At 52.5% G+C, this 26,859-nt stretch carries 22 protein-coding genes; 10 read left to right on the forward strand and 12 right to left on the reverse strand.

Annotated elements, in window-relative coordinates; all coding sequences use genetic code 11:
- Positions 1-196: 196 nt before the first annotated feature.
- The gene (locus ABD035_RS06955) at positions 197-1,315 is read right to left on the reverse strand and encodes an ABC transporter substrate-binding protein (protein WP_343868841.1); all 1,119 of its coding nucleotides are present in this window, start codon (positions 1,313-1,315) and stop codon (positions 197-199) included.
- A gap of 182 nt (positions 1,316-1,497) precedes the next feature.
- Entirely contained in the window at positions 1,498-2,751 is a 1,254-nt protein-coding gene (locus tag ABD035_RS06960) for a dicarboxylate/amino acid:cation symporter (RefSeq protein WP_343868843.1), read from the reverse strand.
- 365 nt (positions 2,752-3,116) lie between these two features.
- On the opposite strand from ABD035_RS06960, the gene ABD035_RS06965 reads away from it, so the two are divergent.
- Positions 3,117-3,836 (forward strand): dienelactone hydrolase family protein, encoded by a 720-nt coding sequence (locus ABD035_RS06965; RefSeq protein ID WP_343868845.1) that lies wholly within the window; start codon positions 3,117-3,119, stop codon positions 3,834-3,836.
- A gap of 64 nt (positions 3,837-3,900) precedes the next feature.
- Here the strand turns inward: ABD035_RS06965 and fecA are convergent, their stop codons facing one another.
- From fecA to fecI, 3 genes are all read right to left on the reverse strand, one after another.
- Positions 3,901-6,261, reverse strand: coding sequence for a TonB-dependent Fe(3+) dicitrate receptor FecA (gene fecA / locus ABD035_RS06970; RefSeq protein ID WP_343868847.1), 2,361 nt, complete (start codon positions 6,259-6,261; stop codon positions 3,901-3,903).
- A 94-nt stretch (positions 6,262-6,355) separates the two neighbouring features.
- Positions 6,356-7,315 (reverse strand): ferric citrate uptake sigma factor regulator FecR, encoded by a 960-nt coding sequence (gene fecR, locus ABD035_RS06975; RefSeq protein ID WP_212713667.1) that lies wholly within the window; start codon positions 7,313-7,315, stop codon positions 6,356-6,358.
- Entirely contained in the window at positions 7,315-7,836 is a 522-nt protein-coding gene (fecI, locus tag ABD035_RS06980) for a ferric citrate uptake sigma factor FecI (protein ID WP_212713608.1), read from the reverse strand. Before fecI ends, fecR begins: the two co-directional genes overlap by 1 nt.
- 174 nt (positions 7,837-8,010) lie before the next feature.
- Between fecI and ABD035_RS06985 the strand changes: the two genes are divergently transcribed.
- Positions 8,011-8,757, forward strand: coding sequence for a 5'-nucleotidase, lipoprotein e(P4) family (locus ABD035_RS06985; protein ID WP_343868850.1), 747 nt, complete (start codon positions 8,011-8,013; stop codon positions 8,755-8,757).
- Positions 8,758-8,950: 193 nt separating this feature from the next.
- On the opposite strand, the gene ABD035_RS06990 is transcribed toward ABD035_RS06985, so the two are convergent.
- Positions 8,951-9,535, reverse strand: coding sequence for an NUDIX domain-containing protein (locus ABD035_RS06990; RefSeq protein WP_343868852.1), 585 nt, complete (start codon positions 9,533-9,535; stop codon positions 8,951-8,953).
- Between the two features lie 1,111 nt (positions 9,536-10,646).
- On the opposite strand from ABD035_RS06990, the gene spfP reads away from it, so the two are divergent.
- Positions 10,647-10,694, forward strand: a complete 48-nt coding sequence (gene spfP, locus ABD035_RS17695) for a small protein SpfP (protein ID WP_071892919.1) — start codon at positions 10,647-10,649, stop codon at positions 10,692-10,694.
- An 87-nt stretch (positions 10,695-10,781) separates the two neighbouring features.
- Here the strand turns inward: spfP and yihA are convergent, their stop codons facing one another.
- The gene (gene yihA / locus ABD035_RS06995; protein ID WP_212713605.1) at positions 10,782-11,414 is read right to left on the reverse strand and encodes a ribosome biogenesis GTP-binding protein YihA/YsxC; all 633 of its coding nucleotides are present in this window, start codon (positions 11,412-11,414) and stop codon (positions 10,782-10,784) included.
- Between the two features lie 450 nt (positions 11,415-11,864).
- On the opposite strand from yihA, the gene yihI reads away from it, so the two are divergent.
- Positions 11,865-12,377, forward strand: a complete 513-nt coding sequence (gene yihI / locus ABD035_RS07000; RefSeq protein ID WP_212713604.1) for a Der GTPase-activating protein YihI — start codon at positions 11,865-11,867, stop codon at positions 12,375-12,377.
- Between the two features lie 228 nt (positions 12,378-12,605).
- Positions 12,606-13,979, forward strand: coding sequence for an oxygen-independent coproporphyrinogen III oxidase (gene hemN, locus ABD035_RS07005; RefSeq protein WP_343868855.1), 1,374 nt, complete (start codon positions 12,606-12,608; stop codon positions 13,977-13,979).
- A 40-nt stretch (positions 13,980-14,019) separates the two neighbouring features.
- On the opposite strand, the gene glnG is transcribed toward hemN, so the two are convergent.
- From glnG to glnA, 3 genes are all read right to left on the reverse strand, one after another.
- Positions 14,020-15,429, reverse strand: a complete 1,410-nt coding sequence (gene glnG / locus ABD035_RS07010; RefSeq protein WP_343868857.1) for a nitrogen regulation protein NR(I) — start codon at positions 15,427-15,429, stop codon at positions 14,020-14,022.
- A 7-nt stretch (positions 15,430-15,436) separates the two neighbouring features.
- Complete coding sequence (gene glnL / locus ABD035_RS07015) at positions 15,437-16,486, reverse strand: nitrogen regulation protein NR(II) (protein ID WP_343869006.1); 1,050 nt, start codon at positions 16,484-16,486, stop codon at positions 15,437-15,439.
- Between the two features lie 218 nt (positions 16,487-16,704).
- Positions 16,705-18,114: a glutamate--ammonia ligase gene (gene glnA, locus ABD035_RS07020; protein WP_212713601.1), complete on the reverse strand. Its 1,410-nt coding sequence runs from the start codon at positions 18,112-18,114 to the stop codon at positions 16,705-16,707.
- A gap of 453 nt (positions 18,115-18,567) precedes the next feature.
- Between glnA and typA the strand changes: the two genes are divergently transcribed.
- From typA to fabY, 5 genes are all read left to right on the forward strand, one after another.
- The gene (gene typA, locus ABD035_RS07025; RefSeq protein ID WP_212713600.1) at positions 18,568-20,391 is read left to right on the forward strand and encodes a ribosome-dependent GTPase TypA; all 1,824 of its coding nucleotides are present in this window, start codon (positions 18,568-18,570) and stop codon (positions 20,389-20,391) included.
- A 226-nt stretch (positions 20,392-20,617) separates the two neighbouring features.
- The gene (gene yihX / locus ABD035_RS07030) at positions 20,618-21,223 is read left to right on the forward strand and encodes a glucose-1-phosphatase (RefSeq protein ID WP_343868860.1); all 606 of its coding nucleotides are present in this window, start codon (positions 20,618-20,620) and stop codon (positions 21,221-21,223) included.
- A gap of 48 nt (positions 21,224-21,271) precedes the next feature.
- A complete protein-coding gene (locus ABD035_RS07035) occupies positions 21,272-22,123 on the forward strand; it encodes a virulence factor BrkB family protein (RefSeq protein WP_212713598.1) in 852 nt (283 codons plus the stop codon).
- Complete coding sequence (gene dtd / locus ABD035_RS07040) at positions 22,120-22,560, forward strand: D-aminoacyl-tRNA deacylase (RefSeq protein WP_343868863.1); 441 nt, start codon at positions 22,120-22,122, stop codon at positions 22,558-22,560. Before ABD035_RS07035 ends, dtd begins: the two co-directional genes overlap by 4 nt.
- 56 nt (positions 22,561-22,616) lie before the next feature.
- Positions 22,617-23,558: a fatty acid biosynthesis protein FabY gene (fabY, locus tag ABD035_RS07045; RefSeq protein ID WP_343868866.1), complete on the forward strand. Its 942-nt coding sequence runs from the start codon at positions 22,617-22,619 to the stop codon at positions 23,556-23,558.
- Between the two features lie 45 nt (positions 23,559-23,603).
- Here the strand turns inward: fabY and ABD035_RS07050 are convergent, their stop codons facing one another.
- Together ABD035_RS07050 and ABD035_RS07055 are read right to left on the reverse strand one after the other, a co-directional pair.
- Entirely contained in the window at positions 23,604-25,280 is a 1,677-nt protein-coding gene (locus ABD035_RS07050; RefSeq protein ID WP_343868868.1) for an AsmA family protein, read from the reverse strand.
- Positions 25,281-25,444: 164 nt separating this feature from the next.
- On the reverse strand, positions 25,445-26,833 hold the full coding sequence (locus tag ABD035_RS07055; protein ID WP_343868869.1) for a nucleobase:cation symporter-2 family protein: 1,389 nt from the start codon (positions 26,831-26,833) through the stop codon (positions 25,445-25,447).
- Between the last annotated feature and the right edge of the window lie 26 nt (positions 26,834-26,859).

The raw sequence follows: 26,859 nt of genomic DNA on the forward strand, positions 1-26,859 counted from the left end.
TTGCGTCAGCTGTTCAGAAAGATGGCAGTGTTTTTCACAGGGACCGGGCGGGCGAACAGGGTTCAGAATAACGCCGGTGAGTTGTCATGGGGCGCACAAGGTAACTGAGTTTTTATCGCGTACCGGAGACTGATTTTTTGAATGCAAAAGTGCCTGATGCCCCGTGGCGGGGAAGCTAAAGCCACGGGGCGCAGTCTTACTGAGAAACCCAGAAGGTGCCGGAGGTCTTCAGGCCCATATAGTTCTGATGAATATTTTCCAGGTCTGCCTGCGGATCAATATCTTTAAATAACTGCGGATGCAGGAATTTCGCGATGGCTTCTACCGCGACCACATTGGAAGGCAGATCATAAAACTGATGGTAAATGGCCAGCACATGATGATTCTGTGTGGCCTGCAGGACGTTAAAGCCGGTCCGGTTCATCAGCGCAGCCAGCTTCTCTTTAGCTGTACTGGCCGGGAGTCCGTAGCCCAGAGGGATTGATGCCGATGCCTTACGATTTCCCTGCCAGTCAGCCCCGGTCAGCAGATAAAAGTCCGGATTAAGCGTGATAATCTTTTCCAGGGTGACATCGCCGCCCATTCCGTCAAACAGTTTACCGCCCAGGTTAATGCCACCGGCCGCCTGGACGAATTCGCCCATGCTGCCCTGACCAAAGGTGCTGCAACAGAAATCACCGAGAATGCCGGCACTACGCTCGATAAACACTGTCGGGCGCTGCTGCGGACTGAGGGTTGCGACCCGTTGCTCAATCAGCGACATTCTTTGACGATAGAAGTCCAGATAGCGCGTTGCATTTTTCTGCTGATGGAAAACGTCACCCAATAACTCAATACTTTTTGCGCTGTTCTGTAACGGTTTCTGCCGGAAATCGATAAAAATATACGGGATATGCAGGCTGTTAAGCTTATCCATTACCCCTTCATCTTTCAGTTTACTGACCAGACCGATATCAAAAATGACCAGATCCGTTTTCCGGGCAACAGCATTCTCGACGTCAAAGGTGGTGGTGTAAGGGTTACCAAATGTAGGGATGGTCTTCAGAGCAGGAAAGTTGGCCGCAAATGCCGCCATAATGTCCGGAGATTTCTTCTTTAAGGAGTCATCCCAGGCAGCGATACCGGAGGAAGGATCGCCGTTAAAGATGATGCTCATCGCCTCAATCGCGCGGGCATCTGCCAGCATAATATGATGAGGGACGGCCGGAATATCAACTTGCCGGTTAAGCAGGTCGGTCACTGTCTCCGCCAGGGTCGGCGCGACCGGCATCACCATCATGGCTAAGGTAAAAATGATTTTTTTTGCAAATTTCATTTCAATTGTTTGCCTGTCTGTTAGCTAAGGGATCCCGTCATCCCGGGAGGGGGGATAATTTAACAGAGGTAATGGCAGAAAGGGACCCGCAATTCGTCAGACGGAGCGTCAGTAAGCGGGCTCCGGAGACACTGTTCACCCCCTTTACGGGAGTGAACAGTGTGGGAGGGAGACCGAACTGATTATTTACCGTTCAGGGTGTTATGCATCTTTTGTTCGTCCAGTTCACCCACGCGCTTAGCCACAAAAATAGTCGCTACGCCGTTACCAATCAGGTTGGTCAGAGCACGGGCTTCAGACATAAAGCGGTCAATACCCAGAATCAGAGCCAGACCGGCGACCGGGAGTGTGCCTACGGCAGATAAGGTGGCCGCCAGAACGATGAAGCCACTGCCGGTCACGCCTGCCGCCCCTTTTGATGATAACAACAGGATCACCAGCAAGGTTATCTGATGGAAAATATCCATATGTGTATTGGTGGCCTGGGCAATAAAGACCGCCGCCATCGTCAGATAAATCGAGGTACCGTCCAGATTAAACGAGTATCCGGTCGGGATCACCAGACCCACCACCGACTTCTTACATCCCAGAGCCTCCATCTTATCCAGCATACGCGGCAGGACGGATTCTGAGGACGATGTTCCCAGAACGATCAGCAGTTCATCTTTGATGTAGCCGATGAATTTAAAAATATTGAAACCTGTGTAGCGTGCGATCGCCCCTAGGACGATAACGACAAACAGAATACAGGTAATGTAGAAGCAGATAATCAACTGGCCCAGTTGTAACAGGGAACCGATGCCGTATTTCCCGATAGTGAATGCCATTGCCCCGAAAGCACCGATCGGTGCCAGACGCATGATCATATTGATGATGCCAAATATCACCTTAGAAAAGTGTTCAATAACATTGAAGACTAACTGACCGGTATTGCCCAGGCGATGCAGGGAAAATCCGAACAAAATGGCGAACATCAGGATCTGCAGAATATTACCACTGGCAAAGGCCCCGATGACACTGTTTGGAATGATATCAAGCAGGAAAGGAACGACCCCCTGACTCTTTGCCTGTTCGGCATAAGTGGCAATGGCCGAGACATCCAGGCTGGCGGGATTAATATTCATGCCGCCGCCAGGATTCGCAATATTGACAATAATCAGCCCGATAATCAGCGCCAGGGTACTGACAATTTCGAAATAGAGCAGTGCAATCGCCCCTGTCCGGCCGACGGCTTTCATACTCTCCATGCCGGCAATGCCTGTCACGACAGTACAGAAAATCACCGGCGCTATCACCATTTTAATCAGTTTGATAAAGCCATCCCCGAAAGGCTTCATCTGTGTTCCGATTTCCGGATAAAAATGACCCAATGAAATACCCAATGCAATGGCGATGATCACCTGGATATAGAGGCTGCTGAACAGCGTTTTTTTCATAATGATTCCAGTCTTATAAGTATGACGTTTATTTTTATAGTCGCTATCAACTACGCGCTAAAAAGTAACAGCATGTTAATTAAAAGCAAATAAGATCACTATGTTAAAGTAAAAATTGGTAGTTTTATGAACTGACTCGCTTCAGTGTGTTCATTCGGGAATTATACCGTTTACCGGTATCTATAATCCGCAATGGGGATGAAACGGGAATTTTCTGTCTGTGGCATATTATTAAAACAGCACAGATGCTTATAACGGGAATTTTTGCACCGGAAGCGATTATCAGTCATGGTGTGTGCACGGCAGAGCGCCTGTACCGCGTGACAGAACCATTTTTACGTTTATTCACCTGATCAGGAAAACATATGAGCCATATTCAATCGAAAAAAATCGTTTATCGCGACAACAGCACTGACTTAGAAGGGATCCTGGTATTTGATGCCAGCAGCAAAGTTGCGGCACCAGGCTTAGTCATGGCCCCTAACTGGATGGGTGTCACCGATGCTTCCGTGTCACTGGCAGAGAAAGCGGTTGCTCAGGGGTATGTTGTGCTGATTGCCGACCTGTACGGGCAGGGCAGGCGTCCGTCTTCCGCAGAAGAAGCCGGTGAAATTATGATGACGGTTAAAAACACCCCGCAGGAAGTCGGGCGTATGGCGCTGGCCATTGATGCCCTGAAAGCACAGACCGATGCGCCTGTGATTGCAGAGAAAATTGCGGCCTATGGTTTCTGTTTAGGTGGACATAATGTCCTGGAACTGGCCCGTAGCGGAGCCGATATCAAAGCAGCCGTCTCTTTCCACGGCGGACTGGATACCTGCGGTCAGTATGATGCGAAGAAGATCCAGGGGTCGGTCCTGGTGCTGGACGGGTCCGGCGATCCGCTGGTACCACGCGAACAACTTCCTGCCTTTGCGCAGGAAATGCTGTCGGCTAACGTCGACTGGAAACTGAACAGCTATAAAGGTGCCGTTCACTCCTTCACGGATGTGAACGCGAATGTTGAAGGCGTTGCCGAATACAATGCTGATGTCAGTGACCGTGCTTTTAAAGCGATGTTTGCGTTATTAGCCGAAGTCTTCTGATACACCTCCCCCGCAGGCATCATCGCCTGCGGGGGAGAGTCAAAGACCTCTTGCTGCCTGAGGCTTACAGTTTCACTGAAGCCTGCAGGTAGAATGTACGCGGTTCCCCGGCATACAGCCCTTTATTGTTATCGTCATAAGAACGGACAAAATACGGTTGATCGAACATATTTTTAACCCCGAAGCCCACCTTCAGATTGGAATAACGCGGTCCAAAATCATATCCGACACGCGCGCCCCACAGCATATATCCGGCAATACGCCCGGTACTCCCATCGGCACTTTCTGCCACGGTATTGGCGTTATCGGCGAATTGTGACGACTGATACTCACCGTTCAGAGTAAAGTGCCATTGTCCCGGTGTGTAATCGAGTCCCACCACACCTTTATGCTTCGGAGAGAAGGGCACCTGATTACCGTAAGTCTCTCCATGTTCACGGATCACAGCGTTTACATAGGCGTAGCTGGCGTAGACCGACAGATCCTCCAGTGCCGGAGACAGCGCTGACATATCATAACGGACCTGAGATTCCAGCCCGCTGTGTCGGGTTTTGCCGCGGGCCGTGACAGAGTCAGTGATCTGGTCTGAGTCATACTGATTATTGAAATTAATCAGGAAGATCCCGGCTTCGGCACTCAGATAACCATCATCGTATCGGGTTCCGGTTTCCCAGGTCCGTGCTTTTTCCGGCCCGATATTCCCGCTGCTGACCGCTTTACCAATCTGACTGTATTGCACAGTCCCGAACGAGCCTTCGGTATTGGCATACAGGTTCCAGCTATCGGTCAGATGATAGAGTACGCTCAGGGCCGGTAACGGTGCGTTATAGCTGATTTGCTGATGTGTATGAGTCAGAGCATTATTCTGGAACGACTCGATATGCTCAAAGCGCATCCCCGGGGTTACCGTCCAGTTTCCAATATCGATACGGTCATCGGCATAGAACGCATGGGCTTCCGTGCCTGAACGCGTATCCCGGTCATACGGGCTATAGGCGGTCGGCAGAATACCGCCGGCCGTCGATGTGTAGTAACGCATTTCATGACTGGATTCGCTGATATAGCGGTAACCGACACTGACTTCCTGGGCGACACCATCAGAAAGGAAACTCTGGCTGTAGCGTGGCTCTATCCCTCTGACCCAGTACTCCCGCGGGGAGAGGGTGAGCTTCTTGCCCTGTTCAAGATAGCCGCTTCGCAGTGTATGGGTGAGGAACCCCTGCACATTAAATTTATGCTGTGTATCCGGCTGGTACTGATAGCCGAGGCTGGCAAGTTCTCTGCGTCCCCAGAACTGGTCGTAAGGGCGGGTAGACTGCCAGCGATTAGCCTGGTAGTCAGCCCGGCTGAGGCCTCCCGGCATGTCGGCCCGGCCATCGTAATATTGCAGCAGGCTGTTAAACGTATTCACACCGTCAGGCGCGTAGCGGCTCTTGAGCATAATATCATCGATACGGGTAGCACTATGCTGGCGCCAGTCGCTGCCCCGGGTCCCGGAATAGAGCAATGCACTGCCGAAACCGTTATCAGCGGTTCCGCCGACCATCAGGTTATGGGTCTCTTTCGGGCTGTTCTGTGATGAGGTCGGGCTGAGCATACCCTCGACCCCGGCTTCGATGCCGAAGGTTTTCGGGATAGCCCGGGTCACGTAGTTGACGACCCCGCCGACGCTCTGTGGGCCGTACCGCACGGCACCGCCATCCCGTACCACATCGACTGCATCCATGTTTCCCAGAGATACCGGTGCCAGAGACAGTTGCGGTTGCCCGTATGGGGCGTAGGGCACAGGGATGCCATCCATCAATATGGTTGAACGTGTTGCGAGACGCGGATTTAACCCGCGAATACCGAAATTCATTGCCAGATCATCGCTACCGGTCCCGTTATTATCAGGCGCATTGACACCCGGGATACGGTTCATAATATCGCGTATCGTGGTTGCCCCGGTTTTAGCAAAATCCTGGCGGCGGATGACATCGCGGGCTCCGGGATGTTCAAAAACATCACTTTCCCGGGCTTCCCCGAGCCAGTCACCCACCACGGTCATTGAGTTACCCTGCACGGTGGGGACCGGCTCCAGTGTCCAGCTGTCGGGACCCAGAGCTTTAGCCTGTAACTGGCTTCCGGTCAGCAGTGCCTGCAGGCCGTCTGCTACCGTGTAGTCACCCTTCAGACCACGGCTTTGCTTGCCGCGGGTGAGTCCTGCATCCATCGATAACGTAATTCCGCTCTGTGCGGCATACTGGTTCAGCGTGTTATCCAGAGAACCCGCCGCAAGCTGATAGTGATGCGTTTGCGGCAGAGAAGCGGCGAAGCTCCCGGTAGTGAAAAGGCCCATCCCGGCCAACAGGCTCATACGTAGCCAAAGGGCCAGAGAAGGCGATTGCCGCGATCTTCTTACGGATACGTTGTCTGAAGTGGTCATACTTTCTCCATCATAATTTTTTTAGTATTCACTGATGAAGTCGTATGAGAATGGGAAAAGTACAAAAAGGAATGATAATTTTTATTATTATCGTTCACCTTTTGTTGCTGATGACGATAACGTACTGTGTCAGGGTATGGATTGTCACCGGCAGTGTTGCGGAAATAGCCGTCAGGGTGGCTTTAAGGTTAAATATCGGAAAGGTGCCGCTCAGACGGAATTCCCCTGCGGTCCCTGTACAGCGAATCAGTCCACGGTGATAACGGGATAGCGTTGCCACTACCTCACTCAGCGGCTGGTCACTGAAACTGAGGATCCCCCGTTGCCATCCGGTTTCCTGAGGGTCTGCCGGTTGAATCGCCGAAAAAGCGTGACGGGTAAAGCGCAGACTTTCCCCTGCACGCACCAGCCTGAACTGACCGGGGGCATCCGGTACCCCGACCTTTACCGCATGTTCACTGACCGTGAGTAATGTACTCTCCTCGTCCTGTCTGACAGAAAAAACAGTCCCGAGCGCCGTCATCACTCCCTGGCGGGTCTGCACCCGAAATGGACGGTGCAGGCTGTCTTTGCCGGTAGTGATTGCAATATCACCGTAAAGCAGCCGGACCAGACGTTGCTGCGGGTCAAAACGGATATTGACGGCAGTTCCGGTATTCAGCGCCAGGGAGGAGCCGTCAGCCAGTTGCTGCTGCATCATCTGCCCTTTCGCCGTATGGTAATCGGCCCGCAGACCTTCAGCTATGTCGGAGTGCCATACCGGCCAGCCGGTAGCGGCGCCACCGAATAGCAGTAGCAGTCCTTTCAGTACCGAACGGCGTGTTGCCGCAGAGTCCTTCAGTAAACACCGGCCGGAGCCGGCAGGCAGGTCTGTGATCTGCTGACGCAGGGCTTCAACCTGTTGCCATGCCCACTGATTATCGGTATTTCCGCTCATCCATTGCTGCCACTGCCTGGTCTGTAGCGGTGTCACCTGCGGATCATTGAGCTGTGCATACCACCAGGATGCCGAGCGTAGTGCGCGCCGTCTGGCGTCTGTCAGCGAACCCTGCATCACAGTCCGTTCTCCAGCCGGAAGAGCAGACAATGCTCCGTGGCTTTAGCGATATATTTTTTCACCGAGCTGACTGATACGCCCAGGGCTTCTGCAATATCGCGATATTGCATTCCGTCCAGCTGAGAAAACAGAAAAGCCTTGCGGGTTTTTTCACTGAGAGTGTCCAGCATGCGATCGACCTGTTGCAGGGTTTCCAGCTGGATCTGTCGGGTTTCTTCTGACGGGCGCTGTGCTTCCGGCAGAGATGCCAGCATCTGCAAATAACTTTTTTCCAGTGCCTGACGGCGGAACAGATCGACCATGACCCGGTTCGCTACCGTACACAGAAAAGATTTCGGGTCGCGGATGGTCTGTGTCGTGTCTTTCCCGAGGAGCCTTAAAAAAGTGTCCTGGGCCACGTCTTCGGCATCAAAAGAGGAGTGTAATTTCCGCGTAAGCCATACCGTTAACCAGCCATGATGTGAATGATAAAGCTTATCAAGCGTCAGGCCGGAGGAGGGAAGGACGGAATCAGTCATGGCAGCAGGCGTCACATGTTAAGGTCAGACTGCATATTAATATGAGAATAGTTATCATTTCAATGCCGGGCGTATTTATCGCATCGGATAACGGGTCAGGTGATTTGCGTTGATCATTAAATTGTCATACTGTCGGGATACTATGCCCGGAAATTTTCTGAGAGAGCCAACGTGATGAAAAGTCAGTTAAAAATCCTGCCCCTCATTCTGCTCCCGCTGGTCAGCTTTGCATCGCGAAGTGCTGATGTCCCTGCAGTCTGTGCCCCGAAAACCTATGAAATGGCTCTGCGTTATCAGCAGAAATCTGCAGAGATTATGGCCCTGCAGCTGCAGACCTACAAATTTGCACAGCAGACCTTTCAGGCAAAAGTTGCCCGACTGGCGGAGCCGGAAAAAGCGGCAGTGGTGTTGGACCTGGATGAAACTGTACTGGACAACACGCCGTTAATGGTCAGGGATATCGAAAATTGCCACGATTTCACCCGTTGGGATACGTGGGATGAATGGGAGAAATCGGGACATCCCGGGCTTATCCCTGGTGCGAAAGCGTTTCTGCAGGCCGTGAATGCGAAGAAGGTGCATATTTTTTATGTCTCCGACCGCAGTCAGGCGAATAAAGCACAGACTCTGGCATTACTCCGTTCGCTGGGGTTACCTCAGGTATCAGAAGACAATGTTTTGCTGGATACCGCCTCTAAGCAGGCCAGACGCGCCACCATCCGTCAGCACTACTCCATCATCATGTTATTCGGAGACAGTCTGCCGGATCTCTCGGCGCAGTTTAAGAATAAAAAAACCACCGATCAGCAGCGCCAGTTAGTCGCAGAGAACGAAGCGCATTTTGCTGATGACTGGATTGTGTTACCGAACGCCGCCTATGGTTCCTGGACGGATGCCACCCTGACGCCATGGAAGCACTGAGGAGTTAAGGTCGGGAAGTGACTTCTCACCGACTGACCGGCCTGGTCCTCTGAACAGTGAAACGTCCGGGGGACGACCGGCAGTCGATATATTTTCCTGCCGGCTTTTGGTAACGTCTGCCCGCTTATCCTGCCCCTTTGGCCTGCTTTCCGTGAGAGGGGGCAGGCTGGCATGATCACCGGTCAACGGGGAGTTACATTAACTGATTCAGGGCCGCGTACTGCAGCAGCATAATGGTTTTCCCGTCATTGATGGTGCCGTTGTTCATGGCCTGCATGGCTTCGGTAAAGGGCATTTCAAGCACTTCCAAATCTTCGCCTTCTTCTGACAGTCCGCCTCCGCGGGAAACCCGATCTTCAGGATGATATTCCGCGACAAACAGATGTAACTTTTCGGTGACCGATCCTGGACTCATCCAGGCCTCAAAGACTTTTCTGACGTGGCTTATCCGGTAGCCGGTTTCCTCTTCGGCCTCCTGACGCACCCGGGTCTCAGGGTCTTCTGCTTCCAGTAACCCGGCCGCGACTTCAATCAGCATACCTTCGCCACCATTAACAAAGGCGGGCAGCCTGAATTGCCGGGTCAGGATCACCGTCCTTTTCTCCCGGTTAAAAAGTAATACCGCCGCACCGTCACCGTGATCATAGGCCTCACGGTTTAACCGCTGCCACGAGCCGTCATGGCGCTGAAAATCAAAGGTATATTTCTCCAGCAGATACCAGTCATCAGAAAGTGTTCTGACATCGACTATCCGGATTCTGTCATTCGGTGATTTCACGGTATGGTCTCCATCGGGTGGGCCGTCGGGAAGATAATCCCGTCATTCTTCTGTACCTTAACAGGCAATCAGTGTCGGGGGGAGGGGGCTATACCATAAAAAAAGACAATCCAGGCTACCTTTTCACCGGGCGCGTAGCTCAGAAGCTAACGTTCGCGCTCAGGTCCTGACAGAGGCGCTCATATTGTCACTGGGCGATGACGAGTCGGTATCCGGCCCGGCTCTGGCGGTACCCTGTTAGCGGTCATCGGGGGAAAAACCTCCCCCTCTTTTTCCGTCGGGTTTGTGTTCCTCCACGATCACCGGACATCCGGAAGGGCTACCCTCCGGGGCATCGGCCGCTGAACCGATTGACGTTTATGCTGATGTGCCGGCAATACCAGACTGAATATCGCTGTATTGTGAAAGCGTCTGCGCATTGTGCTGCTTTCATGACAATAATTCGTAAAAAGAAGGGTATTTACTTTATGAGAGTGATTATTTTTTGGGATATTGTGCCCAGGAAAAAGTCCTCACTTAAAATCCAGAGAGGATGGATAAATATAAATAAAAAGCTGATTCGTTTATCTATATCTGCGGGTGACGGAGGCGGTATCCATATTATGTTTTACAGGCGACGGCGAGTGAAAGCCTGCTATCGGTTGCGATGTCTGCCGCTGAAGGCGGAGTTGCTATGCCGTAAAAATGCGTGCGTTAATTAATTGTTTATATATTTGGTGCTGAATGTTTTGTAAATGATGTGTGATGTTGTATTTCCTGAAAGGAAAAGAGCTCATATTTTCATAAAAAGCAGATACGCACTATTTCCGGGTGTTTTCATAAAGCCCTTAATTTTCAGGCTGTTGTTGTTTATGGTCGCCCGCCATTTACCAGGAAGAGGCATGGAGAAACGCGATAAATCACGAATAAGAAATGAAAATATACGGTAAAAAGAAGAAATATTCTCTTTTTCCACGGAATAAGTTTTTATTATGCCGGATGGCCCGGGTCATTTTTTTATTTTATATTTACTGATGAATAAAGCGCCGAAACTATTAAAAAAAGAGCAAGAAAGTGCTTTATCGGGTCCGGAAAATCAGGTACATTTTCAGACGTAGGGTACAGAGGTAAGATGTTCTATCTTTCAGACCTTTTACTTCACGTAATCGGATTTGGCTGAATATTAGCCGCCCCGGTCATTTCGGTGACCGGGGCGTTTTTTATGGGAAACAGGGCGAGGGTACCGGCAGGAAACCCGGTGCAGGAATTAAACGTCGGCGTTATCTCCGGCACTGACGGAATAAGTACTGAACCACTCGTCCAGTTTATTTTTTAATTTATCAACGCCAATTTTCTTCAGTGAAGAAAACATTTCTACCTGAACGTCGCCTTCAAACGATTGGCTGTGCTCACGTACCAGGTTCAGTTGTTTTTTCCGGGCACCGGAGGCCAGTTTATCGGCTTTGGTCAGTAACACCAGTACAGGAATATGGCTGTTAACGGCCCATTGCACCATCTGCTGATCGAGGTCTTTCATCGGATGGCGGATGTCCATCAGAATGACCAGTCCTTTTAATGAATCCCGCTTTTGCAGATATTCCGCCAGCGCGCGTTGCCACTTCAGTTTCATCTCTTCCGGGACTTCTGCGTAACCATAACCCGGTAAATCCACCAGACGATAGCCGTCAGCGACTTCAAACAGGTTAATCAGCTGGGTCCTGCCGGGGGTTTTACTGGTACGGGCCAGCGACTTCTGATTGGTTAACGTATTTAACGCACTGGATTTACCTGCATTAGAACGTCCGGCAAAAGCCACTTCCACACCACTATCGACAGGCAGATGGCGAATGTCCGGGGCACTGGTAACAAAGTGGGTAACGTGATAATTCCATCCAGACAAGGTCAAACTCCGCATAATAAGGTCAGGGTAATAACGGCAGTATACCTGTTATGGCGGCAAAGTGCCTGTATACAATGTGATCCGCGACCGATTTGATTGCCGGTGATACCCGGCGGGAACGTTCGTCGGTGACCGGTGATGCGCGCTGTTCAGCCTCCGTCATATCACCGGTCTGAGATCAGACGCACACTGGTGTGTTATCCCCTGACCCGCGGGTTTTCCTGCTATTGTTACACAGACAGGTTAACCGCCCGGCGGTTGACTCAGGGCTGATCTGCGGGGGGAGAAATACCGGTTGCCGGGCCACATAACGGGCTTCGCGGAGCTGCAACAGGCCTCCGGGTTCTGATAAATGCGCGATACCCGCAGCTGTCGCTTTTTTATTGTGCTGGTTTCTGCTAGATTCCGCCGCAATTCTATACTAAAGAAAAACCATTGAGACTGAACACCATGAAACAACCTGCCAAAGCACCGCGCGGTAAATCCGCACCTCAGCGTAAAACGCGCGCCGAACTGAATATGGAAGGCCGTGACCGTCAGCGGCAGAAAAGACATAAAGGCCTGACGGCCGGTAGCCGAGCAAACCCGGCCAATGCTCAGGGCAATGGTAAAGGTAAAGACAAAGCGCTGAACGACCCGCGTCTGGGCAGTAAAAAACCTGTGCCTCTGGTTGCCGAAGGCGCAGTGGCCGCAAAACCCGTGGTTAAGCCCCGCGAAGTGGCTCCTGCGCTCAGCGCCCGTGAAGAACTGGCCGCGCTGGAAAGCAATGAGCGTCTGGATACTTTGCTGGATCAACTGGAAAATGGCGTGAAGTTGTCTGCAGAAGAGCAGACCTGGCTGGATACGACGCTGGACCGTATCGAAGTCCTGATGGAAAAACTGGGTATTGATCTGGATGAAGACAGCGAAACGCAGGATGCTGAAGCAGAAGAAGATATGTACCGGTTACTTAAGGGTAACTAATCAGTTTTCCGGGGTGCAGAGTAAATTTTGTACCCTTCACTGAGAATAGTTAACCATGCTTTGGCCAGGATCAATATTAGCGCTGTTGTATGCGTGTTTTCTCCTGTTCTTCTTAGGTAAACTACGGCGTCTGTCACGATTGAAATCGCGGTTGCGTCGCCGATACCGGCCCCCTTCTTCCGGAGTTGCGCGATCTGCTTTCAGAGCCCGCCACCGGAAGGAGTGAGTATGTCTGTACCTCAGATTGAATGGGACCAGCCGTTAATCGAAAAATATAATTATTCCGGGCCGCGCTATACCTCGTATCCCACCGCCCTTGAGTTCGATCAACGCTACACCGAACAGGACTTTTTGCAGGCGACCGGTCGCTATCCGCAACGTCCGCTTTCCCTCTATCTCCATATCCCGTTTTGTCATCGCTTATGTTATTTCTGTGGGTGCAATAAACAAATCACCCGGCAGGGGCATAAAGCGGACCAGTATCTGGATACGCTGGAAGCGGAGATCCTGAAGCGTGCCCCTCTTTTTCGTGACCGGACAGTGACGCAGATGCACTGGGGCGGGGGAACGCCGACATTTCTTAGTGCCGCTCAGGTCTCACGTCTGACGGCCTGCCTGAAGGCAAACTTCCGTTTTGCTCCGGACGCCGAAATTTCTCTCGAACTGGACCCGCGCGAAATTGAGCTGGAGATGCTCGATCACCTGAAACAGGAGGGTTTTAACCGGCTGAGCATGGGCGTTCAGGACTTCAATAAGCAGGTCCAGAAACTGGTTAACCGCGAGCAGGATGAAGACTTTATTTTTGCCCTGATGGCACGGGCGAAAGCATTGGGTTTTGTGTCCGGAAACATTGACTTAATTTATGGATTGCCGAAACAAACCCCGGAAAGTTTTGCCTATACGCTACAAAAGGTTCTGGAATTACGCCCGGATCGCCTGAGTGTGTTTAATTATGCCCACATGCCGGAGCTGTTTGCCGCTCAGCGCAAGATAAAAACGGCTGATCTCCCTGATGCCGCCCGGAAACTGGCTATTCTGCAGCAGAGCATTACTACCCTGACGGAAGGCGGCTATCAGTTTATCGGTATGGATCACTTTGCCTTACCGGAGGATGAGCTGGCGATAGCGCAGCGGGAGGGGGTATTACACCGGAACTTCCAGGGATACACGACACAGGGAAATACCGATTTACTGGGGCTGGGGGTATCGGCCATCAGTATGATTGGGGATACCTATGCGCAGAATCATAAGGTCCTTAATCAGTGGCACCAGAGTGTGTCTGAAAAGGGGACCGGGCTCTGGCGCGGAGTCAGCCTGGATAGCGATGATTGTCTGCGTCGGGAAGTGATTAAAGCCCTTATTTGCCAGTTCTCACTGGATATTCGCCGGACGGAGCAGCAGTGGGGTATCGATTTCAGTGACTATTTCTCAGAGGATTTGCAGTTATTAAGCCCGTTTATCCGTGATGGTATGGTCATCCGGGAAGGGGACTGCCTGCGGGTGACGGCCCGGGGACGGCTGTTGATCCGCAATATCTGCATGTGTTTTGACCGGTATCTGCGTACTACCGTACGTCAGCAACACTTCTCACGCGTTATCTGAAATAACCGGCAGTCTGGCTGCCGGTTCTCAGGAGTGGAGGTTATTCCATTCCCAGTTCTTTCAGTTTCCGGGTCAGAGTGTTCCTTCCCCAGCCCAACAGGCGGGCCGCTTCCTGCTTGTGCCCTTGGGTAAAGCGCAGAGCGGTCGTCAGCAATGTTCTTTCCATTTCCGGTTGTGCATCGGATAACAGGTTTTGATGACCGGAACGTAACGCCCGGTCAGCCCATTGTGCCAGCAGGGTCGCCCAGCTGTCCGGTGACGACTGTGTCGGGGTTTCTGCCGGCGTCGTTTCAAACAGTTCCGGAGGCAGATCCTGAATCAGTACTTCCTGTCCGGCAGCCATGACGGTCAGCCAGCGGCAGGTATTCTCCAGTTGCCTGACGTTCCCCGACCAGTGCAGGCGGGTCAGGGCTGCTTCGGTTTCCGGATGGAGGATTTTGGTTTCCACGCCCAGTTCCCGGGCTGCGACCTGCAGGAAGTAGTGGGCCAGGCGGGGAATATCCTCTCTGCGTTCACGCAGCGGCGGCAGATGAATGCGGATCACGTTCAGACGGTGGAACAAATCTTCACGGAACCTGCCTTCCTGAACCCGTAACTCCAGGTTCTGGTGAGTTGCGGCAATGATCCGGACATCCACTTTAACCGGGGCATATCCTCCGACCCGGTAAAACTGACCATCGGCGAGCACGCGTAATAACCGGGTCTGTACATCCAGTGGCATATCGCCAATTTCATCCAGAAACAGCGTTCCGCCGTCCGCCTGCTCGAAGCGCCCCTGGCGGACCTGATTCGCTCCGGTAAATGCGCCTTTCTCGTGGCCAAACAGCTCTGATTCAATCAGATCTTTCGGGATGGCGGCCATATTCAGTGCGATGAACGGTGATTTTGCCCGCGGACTATGGCGATGTAAGGCATGCGCCACCAGTTCTTTCCCCGTACCGGATTCCCCGTTGATCAGCACACTGATCGATGACCGTGACAGACGACCGATAATACGGAAAACGTCCTGCATGGCGGGGGCTTCACCGATAATATCGGTGGTGGGGCCGCTGTCAGGATGGTTTCTGGGTTGTTGTTGTTCCTGATAATGGCTAATCGCCCGTTCGACGAGCGCGACGGCCTCGTCGATATCAAAAGGCTTTGGCAGGTAATCAAAAGCCCCTTGCTGATAGGCACTGACTGCAGCATCAAGATCAGAATGTGCCGTCATAATGATGACCGGCAGCATAGGATGACGTTTCTTAATTTGCTTGAGTAATTCAAGGCCATCCATACCCGGCATGCGGATATCTGACAATAATACGTCAGGTGTCTTACTGGCGAGTGCATTCAGTACGTCGTTTCCGTTCTCGAAAGCCGTACAGCTGACACCGGCTCCAGTGAGCGCACGTTCAAGCACCCAGCGGATGGAGCTATCGTCATCGACGATCCAGACTATCCCTCGTTGCATGGTAACCTCACTGGCGAATAGGCAGGAAAACCGAGAATTCGGTATGTCCTGGCCAACTGTTAAATTCTATTTTTCCTGAGTGCTGGTCAATCAGGCTTCGGGCAATGGATAATCCAAGACCGGTCCCCCCCTCTCGTCCACTCACCATGGGATAAAACAATGTATCCTGCAGTTGCTGGGGGATGCCCGGGCCATCATCTTCTATATCGATACGGGCAACCAGACGATAACGTACCCCGTGCAAGGTGAGCTGAAATGCGGTACGGGTACGCAGGGTGATGGTTCCTCCCGCCTCTCCCAATGCCTGCAGGGCATTTCGTACCACGTTCAGTAACACCTGTTCTATCTGATCCGGATCGTGGGCCAGTTCCGGCAGACTGGGGTCATAATCCCTCACCAGAGAGACATTTTCCGGCAACTCCATCGAGACCAGATTGACAATACGCTCGGCCACCTGGTGAATACTCTGAGTGACGTGCATCCCTGGCTGCTGCGGGCCCAGTAACCGGTCGACCAGATTACGTAAACGGTCGGCCTGCTCAATAATGACTTTGGTATATTCATTGAGCGACGGGTCCGGAAGTGCTCTTGAAAGCAGCTGAGCCGCTCCGCGTAATCCCCCCAGCGGGTTTTTGATTTCATGGGCCAGTCCACGGACTAAGTCTCTGGCGGCCACCTGTTGTGCATGCTGAATCTGTTCCTGGCTCAGACGGCGCTGGTTATCCATCGGGGCCATTTCCAGCAGGATTTTCTGGTCAGGGAACGTCTGTGCGGTCAGGGACATAATATGTGCCCTGCCATCCACCACTATCGTCACTTCGCTGTCAGTAAATCCCAGGCCTGATTTCAGGCTTTCCTGCATCACCTCGATATTCAGAGAAAAATATCCGGTAAGTTCCGGTAACGGTGTACCAAAAATTTTACGTGAACTTTGTGCCAGTAATTGCAATGCCGCCGGGTTCGCATAATGGATGACCAGTTGATCATCGACTACTAACACACTGTTGATGAGAGAGTTGAGTATCTGCACTGCATCGGATTGTGTGTTGGTTATCATTTTTTCCATCTCCGCGTTACCAGATAAAGCCCGTCAAAGGTGTCTTCCGGAGTTAAACATCAGTGTGATACGGACTGTTGTCTGCCTGACCATCAATGAAAGGCGGTTAACTGGCAGTATAACCAGCATAAAAAATTATTACACATTGAAATTACTGAGAAAAAAGCCCATCCGGAGATGGGCTGAATTTTTCCACGCCAACAACTCTGCAACAGAGATTAAACGCTGTAGTAAAGCTCGAACTCTACCGGATGCGGAGTCATGCGCACACGGTCGTTATCTTCTTTACGCAGGGCGATATAGGCATCGATAGTATCATCGGTGAATACGCCACCACGGGTCAGGAAGCTACGGTCTTCGTTCAGTGCGTCCAGTGCTTCTTCCAGAGAACCTGCAACTTTTGGAATCTCTGCTTCTTCTTCAGGAGGCAGGTCATACAGGTTCTTATCCATCGCATCGCCAGGATGGATTTTGTTGATAATACCGTCCAGACCCGCCATCAGCAGTGCTGAGAACGCCAGGTATGGGTTAGCCGCCGGGTCCGGGAAACGCGCTTCGATACGGCGAGCTTTCGGGCTGGCGACAACCGGGATACGGATTGAGGCTGAGCGGTTACGGGCTGAGTAAGCCAGCATGACCGGCGCTTCATAACCCGGAACCAGACGCTTGTAAGAGTTAGTGGTCGGGTTAGTCAGGGCATTGATCGCTTTTGCGTGTTTGATAATACCGCCGATGTAGAACAGTGCCGTTTCAGACAGGCCGCCGTATTTGTCACCGGAGAACAGGTTATTACCGTCTTTAGCCAGTGACATATGGCAGTGCATACCTGAACCGTTATCGCCAAACATAGGTTTTGGCATAAAGGTCGCTGTTTTACCGTAAGCATGTGCCACGTTGTGTACCACATACTTATAAATCTGGATTTCGTCGGCTTTTTTCACCATGGTGTTAAAGCGGGTCGCGACTTCGTTCTGACCTGCAGTAGCCACTTCGTGGTGATGAGCTTCAACAACCAGGCCCATCTGCTCCATCGTCAGACACATGGCAGAACGCAGGTCCTGTGATGAATCGACCGGAGGTACCGGGAAGTAACCGCCTTTCACACCAGGACGGTGGCCTTTGTTACCGCCTTCATAGGCTTTACCGGTGTTCCATGCCGCTTCGATATCATCGATAGCCACGTGAGAACCCGACATGGTTGAACCGAAACGTACATCGTCAAACAGGAAGAACTCGGGTTCCGGTCCGAACAGTACGGTATCAGCGATACCGGAAGTGCGCAGGAAGTCTTCAGCACGTTTCGCGATAGAACGCGGGTCACGGTCATAGCCTTGCAGCGTGCCTGGCTCCAGGATATCACAACGGATGATCAGGGTCGGGTCTTCGAAAAACGGGTCCAGTACCGCGGTGGTCGCATCCGGCATCAGCACCATGTCTGATTCGTTAATACCTTTCCAGCCGCCGATGGATGAGCCATCGAACATCTTTCCTTCTTCAAAGAAGTCTTCGTTGACCTGGTGAGCAGGGATGGTGACGTGCTGCTCTTTACCTTTACTGTCGGTAAAACGGAGATCAACAAACTTAACTTCGTGTTCGTTCATCAATGAGAGAACGTGTTCAACGGACATACTAACTCTCCTGAAATAATCATTGTTGTCGTGGATAGAGAACTGAACCGATGATGACTCACGAGGCGCTGTGAATTCCCGGTTTAAAGTTCCCGACAAGCGTTTCAAACGTTGTGAAACTGGCGTTTTTGCTTATCACTGGTTAAGCGAAAACTGTGCCAACTTTTTATTTCGCCGGAAAACAGGGGCCGGACGGCAATCGGGGTCAAACAGCGAAGGCACTATACTGGCGCAATGCACCAAAATGGGGAATTATAGTGAACCGTGATGCACCAGTATAGTGCAATGCTGTTTTGGTCGCCATGCATTGCACTAAAAATGTACGTAATCTGCTGCGGATACAGGCCAGTAAAAAAAGTCGTGAGAAAGTTACACGGAATACTGTGATCATGTTCAGTCTTTCGCCTAATCCGTGTACAATAGCGCGCTATTTCTAATGCCTGAGGCAAAGCTGTGATCGAAAATTTGCGTAATATCGCCATCATCGCGCACGTTGACCATGGAAAAACGACCCTGGTTGATAAGCTGTTACAACAGTCCGGTACTTTTGATGCCCGTACCGAAGCAACTGAACGTGTGATGGACTCCAACGATTTGGAGAAAGAGCGTGGGATTACTATCCTCGCGAAAAACACCGCGATTAAGTGGAACGATTATCGAATCAATATCGTCGATACTCCGGGACACGCCGACTTCGGTGGTGAAGTGGAACGTGTGATGTCGATGGTAGACTCTGTGCTGCTGGTTGTTGATGCTATCGACGGCCCGATGCCACAGACGCGCTTCGTAACCAAGAAAGCATTTGCTCATGGTCTGAAGCCAATCGTCGTTATCAACAAAATTGACCGTCCGGGCGCACGTCCTGACTGGGTTGTCGATCAGGTCTTTGACCTGTTTGTTAACCTGGACGCGACCGACGAACAGCTGGATTTCCCGATCATCTATGCATCGGCTATCCAGGGGATTGCCGGTGATGATCATGCGGCAATGGCGGAAGACATGACGCCACTGTACGAAGCTATCGTTAAGCACGTCCCTGCGCCTAACGTTGATCTGGATGGTTCTCTGCAGATGCAGATTTCCCAGCTGGATTACAACAACTACCTGGGTGTTATCGGGATCGGTCGTATCAAGCGTGGTAAGGTAAAACCTAACCAGCAAGTGACTGTTATCGATAGCGAAGGTAAAACCCGTAACGGTAAAGTCGGTAAAGTCCTGGGCCACCTGGGTCTGGAACGTATCGACAGCGACCTGGCGGAAGCCGGAGACATCATCGCAATTACCGGTCTGGGCGAGCTGAACATTTCTGACACTATCTGTGACCCACAGAATGTTGAAGCACTGCCGGCACTGACCGTTGATGAACCGACCGTCAGCATGTACTTCTGCGTAAACACCTCACCATTCTGTGGTAAAGAAGGTAAATACGTCACTTCACGTCAGATCCTGGATCGTCTGAAGAAAGAACTGGTACATAACGTTGCTCTGCGCGTTGAAGAAACCGAAGACGCTGATGCATTCCGTGTATCTGGTCGTGGTGAACTTCACCTGTCGGTACTGATCGAAAACATGCGTCGTGAAGGTTTCGAACTGGCGGTATCCCGTCCGAAAGTTATCTTCCGCGAAGTTGACGGCCGTAAGCAGGAACCTTACGAGAACGTCACCCTGGACATCGAAGAACAGCACCAGGGTGCTGTGATGCAGGCGATGGGTGAGCGTAAAGGTGACATGAAGAACATGGATCCGGATGGAAAAGGCCGTGTGCGTCTTGACTATGAAATCCCGAGCCGTGGTCTGATTGGCTTCCGTAACGAATTCATGACCATGACTTCAGGTACCGGTCTGCTGTATTCGACCTTCAGCCATTATGGTGATCTGCGTCCGGGTGAAGTCGGTCAGCGTCAGAACGGCGTACTGATTTCTAATGGCCAGGGTAAAGCGGTTGCGTTCGCACTGTACAGCCTGCAGGACCGCGGTAAGCTGTTCCTGGGTCACGGTGCTGAAGTTTACGAAGGCCAGATTATCGGTATTCACTCACGTTCAAACGACCTGACCGTGAACTGCCTGACCGGTAAAAAACTGACCAACATGCGTGCTTCCGGTACGGATGAAGCAACCACTCTGGTTCCTGCTATCAAGATGTCTCTGGAACAGGCGCTGGAATTCATCGATGACGATGAACTGGTTGAAGTGACTCCGACCTCTGTACGTATCCGTAAACGCCATCTGACTGAGAATGAGCGTAAACGTGCTTCACGTGGCGGCAAAGACTCTTAACTGAGCGTGCTGTAACGCAAAACCCCGGCTCGCCGGGGTTTTTTTATGTCTGCAGAAAGGCTCGTTAAAGCGCGGGCCTGTCTCCGCACCCCACGGTTGTCGCTTTTCAGCCTCTGCTGCCGGAGGGCGCTTTACCTTTCTCCGGATTTTTCTCTACCGGCCTCTCTGTTAACCGGGGCTATTTGCCGCTAAAGTGAAAAGACCGGTAACCAGCAGGGAGACGACTATGCTCTATATCTTTGATTTAGGAAATGTCATCGTTGATATCGATTTCAAACGGGCGCTGGGTGTCTGGAGCCATCTCAGTGGCGTACCGCTCGCATTATTACAGCACCGTTTTACATTCGACGAAGCCTTTGAACAGCATGAACGCGGGGAACTGACCGATCAGCAGTTTGCTGCCTCTCTTTGTAAGATGCTGGAAATTAACCTCAGCTATGCGCAGTTTGCGGCTGGCTGGGAGGCCGTTTTTGTGGATGTCCGGAACGAGGTGGTCGCACAAATGAATGCACTACGGGCACAAGGTCACCGGGTGGTCATCCTGTCTAATACCAATAACCTGCACTGCGAGTTCTGGCCAAAACACTATCCGCAGGTCACTGACGCGGCCGATGCTATTTATCTCTCACAGCAAATGCAGATGCGTAAACCTGAAGCGCAGATCTATGAGGCCGTACTGAGGAAAGAAGGGGTGACGGCACAGGAGGCGGTCTTCTTTGATGATAATCCGCAGAATATCGAGGCTGCTCAGCGCCTCGGCATCAACAGTGTGTTGGTCACCGGTCCTGAAACCCTCAGAGAGTGGTTTTCTGACCGTGCCGCGGCTCACTAGCCGGCAGGTCTCCGGTACTTTCATTTCACTGGCAGGGAGCTCAACGACATGATGGCGCGGATAAAATTTTTGCTGAGCTGGGGGGCGCTGCTCTGGCGGCGTATTGACGAAGATAATATGACCGTCCATGCCGGGAACCTGACATTTGTCTCGTTACTGGCACTGGTTCCCCTGGCAACGGTGGTCTTCGCCTTGTTTGCTGCCTTCCCGGTGTTTTCGGACATCAGTATCCAGTTGCGGCATTTTATTTTTGATAACTTTGTCCCGGCCGCGGGCACGGTGGTGGAAGATTACCTCGAACGTTTCGTTTCCAATGTCAACCGGATGACGGCGGTCGGTGCCATCGGGCTTATCGTCACAGCGTTGCTGCTGATACATTCGATTGACAGTGCGCTGAACACCATCTGGCGAAGTACGAAAAAGCGGCCGCTGGTTTTTTCTTTTGCCGTCTACTGGATGGTGCTTACCCTCGGGCCATTGCTGGCCGGGGCAAGCCTTGCCATGAGCTCATACCTTCTTTCTGTGCAATGGCTCAATGATACCGGGGTCACTCATCTGCTGGATCCTGTCCTGCGCTTATTACCCTTGCTGCTTTCTGTGCTGGCCTTCTGGTTGTTGTATAGTATTGTGCCTACACGTGAGGTGCCTTCACGGGATGCGTTTATCGGTGCATTGTTTGCCGGCATTCTGTTCGAACTGGGGAAAAAGGCATTTTCGCTGTATGTCACCATGTTCCCGTCATATCAGTTGATCTACGGGGTTCTGGCGGTGATACCGATCCTGATCCTCTGGATGTACTGGACCTGGTGTATCGTGTTACTGGGGGCGGAGATCACGGTCTCGATCGGGCATTACCGGCAGCTGAAACAATCCAAAAAAGAAGAGCCGGAAACAGCATGATTGCATTAATACAACGCGTTACTCAGGCCAGTGTCACCGTCGGGGAGAAAACCGTCGGCCGGATAGGCGCAGGCCTGCTGGTATTACTGGCGGTAGAAAAAGAGGACGATGAGAAAAAAGCTCAGCGACTGGCTGAACGTGTACTGGGTTATCGTGTGTTCAGCGACGAGCAGGGAAAAATGAATCTGAATTTACAGCAGGCTGAAGGCAGTCTGTTGGTGGTCTCACAATTTACCCTGGCGGCAGATACCGGTAAAGGGATGAGACCGTCATTTTCCGGGGGCGCAGCGCCGGAGAAAGCACAGGCACTTTATCAGTATTTCAGTGAATGTTGCCGTCAGCAGGGGGTCACCACCGAAAACGGCCAGTTCGCCGCAGATATGCAGGTCAGTCTGGTGAATGATGGCCCGGTCACCTTCTGGCTACAGGTGTCATAAGACAAATACCGGCCCCCTTGCCGGTGTATGGATCGGTCAGCAGGGAGAATTCTTCTATGTATCACCTTCGTGTTCCCGGGACGCCGGAAGAGCTGGAGGCATATTTTCAGTTCCGCTGGGAAATGTTACGCAAACCCTTAAATCAGCCGGCCGGTTCCGAACGCGAAGCGTGGGATGCCACCGCGCATCACCAGATGGTCGTCGATGAAGATAACCATCCGGTAGCCGTCGGACGCCTGTATATTAATGCCGATAATGAGGCTTCGATCCGCTTTATCGCGGTAGACCCTGCTCTGCGTGGAAAAGGGCTGGGCACACTGCTGATTATGACGCTGGAATCCGTCGCCCGTCAGGAAGGCGTAAAGCGAATCACCTGTAGTGCCCGTGAAGATGCTATCGAATTTTTCGTCAAACTGGGCTACATCAACCAGGGAGAAATTCTTGCGGCACAGACCTCACCGGTTCGCCATTTTCTGATGATAAAACCCAGTGTCAGCATGGATGATATTCTGCACCGGGCGGACTGGTGTGAGCAACTGCAACAGGCCTGGTATCAGCATATTCCCCTGAGTGAAAAAATGGGGGTCCGTATTCAGCAATACACCGGGCATCAGTTCAGTACCACGATGCCGGAAACCGGAAATCAGAACCCCCATCATACGCTGTTTGCGGGGAGTCTCTTTTCGCTGGCGACCTTAACCGGCTGGGGGTTGATCTGGTTATTGCTGCGGGAGCGTCATCTTGGGGGAACCATCGTACTGGCCGATGCCCATATCCGTTACCACAGCGCCATTACCGGCCGGCCGGGAGCGGTGGCTGAATTAGGGTCGCTGCGCGGAGACCTGGACAGGCTGGCCCGGGGGCGGAAAGCCCGGGTCCGGCTGGATGTACAACTGCAGGGTGATGAAAAAACCGGTGCGGTATTTGAGGGGGTCTATATTGTACTGCCCGCCGATCCGCTGCGGTCACTGGAGGAAGGTGGCTCAGGGATAAACTGAGTCACTCCAGGCCAGACGGGCGCCCGCCGCGGCGCCCGTGGAGAGTTAACGAATCACACCCGCCTGCATGGACTGCTGATGTACCCCTGCCGGGGTGCTCTGGTCTAACGTACCATTCACGGTCGGACGAAGCGGCTGATCCGCCTGCAGCTTACCGGTCAGATTGAGCGTAACATTGCCTTTGCCACCTGCAGAAGTCGCCGGCCAGCCCCAGTGCGTAAAGAGGTCGGTCGGCACCGACTGCCCTTGTAAGCTGAGGCTGAACTCGCGGGAAGGTTGCTGCGAGATGGTAGCACTGCCAATCAGCGGGCCATTATCGACCAGCATCTTCAGATCACTGATATTGATTTGCCGATCATCGGCATGTAATTTCAGCCACGGTGCGTTAATGTCCCGGCGGTTAAACGTGGCTTCGGTCGCTTTCCATTCACTGTCCCCGGACCAGATCCCCCACTGATGATTTCTGGCCAGTAACAGTTCCTGACCGGTGCCATGCAAGGCGGTCATCTGGAACGGAAACGCGGGATTAATATCGATAACCAGTGAGTTACTCACCGCCAGCTGATGAACGATCACCGAGTCCAGCCAGTCCGGCAGCGGCGCCATCCACCACTGACGCCAGTCCTGCGGCAGGGTATATTCCAGCCCGGTGAAGGTCAGGTTATTCAGTGCCAGTTGCCGGTTAGCACGCTGCCACTCACCACTGGCGCTCACGGTACCGTTTTTCCAGTGTGTACTGATGCTGTCTATCCGCAGTCCCTCCGGGGTGGCTTCGGCTTCGGCTTGCGGCGACACAAAATCATTATTGCCATAGACCAGTTCACTGGCCTGGAATTTCAGCGTGCCCCCCTGAGTCAGCAGATCCGTGGCCGGTAATTGCGGATTGGCCAGCTGCATATTGAGATCGGTGACTGCCCAGTCCGGCCCGACGATAGTGGCATGACTGACATTGATTTGCCCTGGGCGAATATTATGGCGGACCAGTGGCGCCAGAAAATCAGGTAAGTTTTTGTCGGTCTGGAAGCGGATATCCTGCAGGGAGAGTTGTTGTACCTGCCAGTGACCCCGGGCATCCCGCGTCAGGGACCCGGAGAAACTTCCGCGTTCAGCCTGCCCGTCCAGACTCTCCAGGGTCAGTTGTTGTGAATTCACCTGGCCCTCGGCGTGAATATTTGACAGCGATTGTGCGTTCAGCTGTAGCTGTCCGATACCCATCCGGAAGTGGTACTGTTCGCCCTGCAGACTGTTGGTATCCGGCTTCCAGGGAGCAATATCTGCCATTATCTGACGGGCGGTAAACCCGGAACCGGTGCCCGGTTCAACGATGCTGATATTGTTCAGACGGAGATGGTTAGCCTGTAGCGGGATAGCGGTCCCGGGGCGAATGTTCGCCAGATTAATTTCACCGTTAGTCAGGGTAATCGCATCGAAGTGAGAAGGGGAGCTGAACTGAAGCAGAGACAGATCCAGTGTCACATCCTCGGCGACGACCAGTGCCGGCTGACCATCATGGCCAAAGCTGAAGTCGTCTAAGGTGACTTCCAGCGGTGCACTGAATGAATGGTGTAACCTGCCGATAGAGAGATGGTAGGCCGTATCATCGCTGATCCAGCGACTAAGTGTGGCTGCTCCCCAGGCGCTTTTCAGCAAAAAATAGCCAGTAATAAGCACAAGTAAAAGGATTAGCAGCAGTATCAGGAAAAATTTTCCAATAAATTTCATGGTGTCGGTCCTGAGTCCTGAGGGTAAGCGAAGGTCAGTTATGCCTGAATTTGTGTCAGACCTCAACGGTGATCACGGGGGAGTACACCGTAAGGCGAAAAAAATTCCGTTCCGGTCGGTGGAAAGGCAGGGCTGCCCTGTCTGAGCAGCCCTGGGGCGCGGTCTTAAGGTTTCTGCAGATCCGCAGGAAAAATCAGATTCAGGATAATCGCAGTGATCCCCCCGGCGGCAATACCGGAAGATAACAGTGTTTTTACCCCGTCTGGAGCAAACTGCAGGATCTGCGGTTGCTGGGAGACACCCAGGCCGACCGCCAGTGAAATGGCAATAATCAGGATAGCCCGTCGATCAATTGCCTCTCTGGAAACAATACGCACTCCGGAGGCCGCAATCGTGCCGAACATCACCAGCGTGGCACCGCCCAGCACCGGTTCAGGGATATGCTGTACGGCGTCACTGACCGCCGGGAAAAGCCCCAGCACTATCAGCATTAATGCCACCAGAAACCCGACATAACGGCTGGCGACTCCGGTCAGTTGGATAACACCGTTGTTCTGCCCGAAGCAGGAGTTAGGGAAGGTATTAAATAGCGCGGAAACACAGGAGTTAACGCCGTTTGCCAGCACGCCACCCTTCAGGCGTTTCATATACACAGGGCCACTGACCGGTTGTTCAGAGACATCTGAGGTCGCGGTAATATCGCCGATGGTTTCCAGTGAGGTCACCATAAAGACCAGCATCAGGGGCAGTAATAAATCCCAGTCAATACCGAGGCCGTAGTAAAAAGGGCGGGGCACAGCGATCAGTGGGGCGTCCGGGTCCGCGGCGGTTACCGGCAGCATATTCAGGCACCACGCCAGCAGATAGCCTACAGCCATAGCGATCACCAGCGAGGCAATACGCAGATACGGGTTTTTCTGACGGTTAAGCAGGATGATCGTCAGTAAAACGACCCCGGCCAGCAGCAGATTATCAGGCGCCCCGAAGGTGTGGTTACTCATGGCGCTGAAGCCACCCCCGATAGAGGTCAATCCGACCTGAATCAATGACAGACCGATGATCATCACGACAATCCCGGAGACAAGGGGAGTAATCACCTTACGGGCATACGGCAGGATGCGGGATAACAGCATTTCTGTGCAGGAGGCCAGCATAAGGGTACCGAACAGGGCGGCCATCATGGTGGGGACATCGGCACCGCCATGTTTCAGCGCCAGGCCGCCCATGATCAGCGGGGAGACAAAGTTAAAGCTGGTGCCCTGAATGGAGAGCAGCCCCGAACCTACCGGACCCCAGGTGCGGATTTGCAGCACCGAGGCGATACCGGACGCGAATAACGACATACTGATAATATGCCGGGTGTCCTGTGCCGGTAAGCCGAGCGCATGACAGATAAGTAATGCCGGTGTGATCACAGCCACAAACATCGCCAGCAAATGCTGTAATGCCGCGAACAGGGCCTGGGGTAAAGGCGGTTTGTCTTCCAGACGGTAAACCAGATCACTGTGTGAAGAACCGGAAGGTTGTCGGTCAAACGGGGCATGGGCAGACATCAAGGCATCCTGAACGAGATAAAAGA

The organism is Tatumella terrea (assembly GCF_039523755.1).
GTDB classification, from domain to species: Bacteria; Pseudomonadota; Gammaproteobacteria; order Enterobacterales; family Enterobacteriaceae; genus Tatumella; species Tatumella terrea.